Raw genomic sequence first — 3637 nt, forward strand, 5'->3', positions numbered from 1 at the left:
CGCGGCACCAGCCCGCGCGTGTGGAACGCCTGGAAGGCCAAGCTGCTGGAAGACCTGTACCGCTACACCCTGCGCGCCCTGGGCGGTGCCCAGCCCAACCTGGACGCCGAGATCGAGGCCCGCAAGCAGGAGGCGCGGCACACGCTCAACCTCTACTCGCTGCTGCCCGGCACCGAAGTACCGCTGTGGGCCACGCTGGAGCTGAGCTACTTCGTGCGCCACGACGCGGGCGACATCGCCTGGCACGCACGCTCGCTGTTTCGCGTCGTCGAAACGCGAGAGCCGGTGGTTCGCGCCCGCCTGTCGTCATTGGGCGAAGGCCTGCAGGTGCTGGTGTATGCACCCGACCGGCCCGACCTGTTTGCCCGCATCTGCGGCTACTTCGACAGCGCCGGCTTCAACATTCTCGACGCCAAGATCCACACCACGCGCGCCGGTTATGCGCTCGACACCTTCCAGGTGATCAGCCCGCAGATCGACCAGCACTACCGCGACCTGATCTCCCTGGTGGAGACCCAGGCCACGCTCGCGCTCAAGGCCGATGGGCCCTTGCCCGAACCCTCACGCGGGCGCTTGTCGCGGCGCGTGAAGTCGTTCCCGATCACGCCGCGTGTGACGCTGCGCCCCGATGAGCGCGGCCAGCGCTGGCTGCTGGGTGTGTCGACCAGCGACCGATCGGGGCTGCTGTATTCCATTGCGCGCGTGCTGGCGCAACATCGCATCAACCTGCAGCTCGCCAAGATCACCACGCTCGGCGAGCGGGTGGAAGACACCTTCCTGATCGACGGCTCGGCGCTGCAGCAAAACAGGATGCAGATCGAGATCGAGACCGAGTTGCTGGCCGCGATCTCGCCCTAGCACCGGCTCAAGACCGCATCAAGTGGTCGAAGGCACCTAGCGCCGCCTTCGCGCCATCACCGGCCGCGATGATGATCTGCTTGAACGGCACCGTCGTCACGTCGCCGGCCGCAAACACGCCTGGCAGCGAAGTCTGGCCCTTCGCGTCGACCACGATCTCGCCATGGCGCGACAGCTCGATCGTGCCCTTCAGCCACTCGGTGTTGGGCACCAGTCCGATCTGGACGAACACACCCTCGAGCTCCACATGGCGTGACTCGCCGCTGGCACGCTCGGTGTAGGTCAGGCCGTTGACCTTCTGGCCGTCGCCGGTGATCTCGGTGGTTTGCGCGTTGGTGTGGATCACCACGTTGGGCAGGCTCTGCAACTTTTTCACGAGCACGGCATCGGCGCGCAGCTTGTCGGCAAACTCGATCAGCGTCACCTGGGCCACCACACCCGCCAGGTCGATGGCGGCCTCGACACCCGAGTTGCCGCCACCGATCACCGCCACGCGCTTGCCCTTGAACAGCGGGCCGTCGCAGTGCGGGCAGTAGGCCACGCCCTTGTTCTTGTACGTCTCCTCGCCCGGCACGTTGACGTTGCGCCAGCGCGCGCCGGTCGACAGGATCACCGTCTTGCTCTTGAGCGAGCCGCCGCTTGCGAACTGCACCTCGACCAGGCCGCCCGGCTGCGCGGCCGGGATCAGCTTCTCCCCCCGCTGCAGGTTGATCACGTCGACGTTGTAGGCCTTCACGTGCTGCTCGAGCGACATGGCGAACTTCGGCCCGTCGGTCTCCAGCACCGAGATGTAGTTCTCGATGGCGAGCGTGTCGTTCACCTGACCACCGAATCGCTCGGCTGCCACGCCTGTGCGGATGCCCTTGCGTGCGGCGTACACGGCGGCTGCTGCGCCAGCGGGGCCACCGCCTACCACCAGCACGTCATACGGCTCGCGGGCGTCGAGCTTGGCGGCCTCGCGCTCGACCGACTTGGTATCGAGCTTGGCCACGATCTCTTCGGTCGTCATGCGGCCCGAGGCGAACATTTCGCCATTCAGATAGACCGCCGGCACCGCCATGATCTGGCGCGCTTCCACTTCTTGCTGGAAGAGGCCACCGTCAACGATGGTGACCTTCACCTTCGGGTTGAGCACGGCCATCAGGCTCAGCGCCTGCACCACGTCCGGGCAGTTGTGACAGGTCAGCGACATGTAGACCTCGAAGCGGTACTCACCGTCGAGGCTCTTGATCTGATCGATCACCTCGGGCTCGGCCTTGGGCGGGTGGCCACCGACCCACAGCAGCGCCAACACGAGTGAGGTGAACTCATGGCCGAGCGGGATCGCAGCGAAACGCAGGCCCATGCTGGAGCCGATGCGGTTCAGCGAGAACGACGGCTTGCGCGCATCGGTGCCGTCGGTCTTGAGCGTGATGTGGGGCGACAGCTCGGCGACCTGCTCGAGCAGCGTGCGCATGTCGCGTGAGTTCTGGCTGTCATCGAGCGAGGCCACCATCTCGAACGGCTCGCGGACCCGCTCGAGGTAGGCCTTCAACTGGGCTGTGAGATTGGCATCCAACATGGTGGTGTGCTCCGAGGGATCTGTGAAATTCGGGACGAGCGACCCCGTTGACGCAAACCTTTGTGGCCGGCGGGGGGCCCACCGCGCGTGGCGGTGGGCGGGCTCAGACAAAAGCGGGGAAAGGGCTTAGATCTTGCCGACCAGGTCGAGCGACGGGGTCAGCGTCTTCGCGCCTTCATTCCACTTGGCGGGGCAGACCTGGCCCGGGTTCTTGGCCACGTACTGCGCAGCCTTCAGCTTGCGCAGGGTTTCCTTGACGTCGCGGGCAATCGCGTTGTCATGCACTTCGGCGGTCTTGATCACGCCTTCGGGGTTGATGACGAAGGTGCCGCGCAGGGCCAGGCCTTCTTCTTCGATGTGCACGCCGAAAGCGCGGGTCAACTGGTGCGTGGGGTCACCCACCAGCGGGAACTGGGCCTTGCCGACGGCCGGCGAGGTCTCGTGCACACACCTTGTGCGCGAAGTGCGTGTCGGTGGTGACGATGTAGACCTCGGTTTCCAGCTTCTGGAACTCGGCGTAGTGCTCGGCCGCGTCTTCGACTTCGGTCGGGCAGTTGAAGGTAAAGGCAGCCGGCATGAAGATCAGCGTCGACCACTTGCCCTTGAGGGACTGCTCGGTCACCTCGATGAACTTGCCCTGCTTGAATGCCTGAGCCTTGAAGGGCTGAACTTGGGTGTTGATGAGTGACATGTGGGCTTCCTTGGTGGGTGGATGAGTTAGAGGTGAACTTGGCTGACCCGGGTAGCCGAGGCGATCCGAGCCGTGAACCGGAGCAAATCTTAGTTGCGCCGCAGCATTGCGGCGATGAATTGCGCCAAGACCAGGCATTGAACATGACTATGAGTCGTGTACTCCCGCACTTGCGCTCAATCGCTGCGGCCGGGCGACTCCCTAGAATCCGCCCTCTCCGTCACTCCGAAGAACGCCGTGTCCGACCGCCTTGCCGTCTTGCCGCAATACCTCATGCCCAAACAGATGCTCACGGCCCTGGCTGGCAGGGTGGCATCGGCCCAGGGCGGCGCGCTGACCACGCATCTGATCGACTGGTTCGTGAAGCGCTACGGCGTCAACATGAGCGAAGCGGCCAACCCCGACACCGCCAGCTACCCCAGCTTCAACGAGTTTTTCACCCGCGCCCTGAAGCCTGGCGCGCGTCCTTTGGCCCGGGCCGACCTGATCTGCCCGGTCGACGGCGCCATCAGCCAGTTCGGCGCCAT

The 3637-nt window shown here is 65.1% G+C and carries 2 protein-coding genes and 2 pseudogenes; 2 read left to right on the top strand and 2 right to left on the bottom strand.

The window, feature by feature from the left end:
- Positions 1-858, top strand: a pseudogene (locus RMO40_RS23680) ([protein-PII] uridylyltransferase); the annotation flags it as partial.
- A 7-nt stretch (positions 859-865) separates the two neighbouring features.
- On the opposite strand, the gene ahpF reads toward RMO40_RS23680, so the two are convergent.
- On the bottom strand, positions 866-2419 hold the full coding sequence (ahpF, locus tag RMO40_RS23685) for an alkyl hydroperoxide reductase subunit F (RefSeq protein WP_309726099.1): 1554 nt from the start codon (positions 2417-2419) through the stop codon (positions 866-868).
- Between the two features lie 126 nt (positions 2420-2545).
- Positions 2546-3110: pseudogene (gene ahpC / locus RMO40_RS23690) on the bottom strand (alkyl hydroperoxide reductase subunit C).
- 237 nt (positions 3111-3347) lie between these two features.
- Here ahpC and RMO40_RS23695 point away from each other — a divergent pair.
- Positions 3348-3637 (top strand): phosphatidylserine decarboxylase (locus tag RMO40_RS23695; protein ID WP_309726102.1); only part of this gene is annotated, 290 nt, incomplete at its 3' end.

The sequence above is a fragment of the Rhizobacter sp. genome, assembly GCF_031412075.1.
Classification (GTDB): domain Bacteria; phylum Pseudomonadota; class Gammaproteobacteria; order Burkholderiales; family Burkholderiaceae_C; genus Rhizobacter.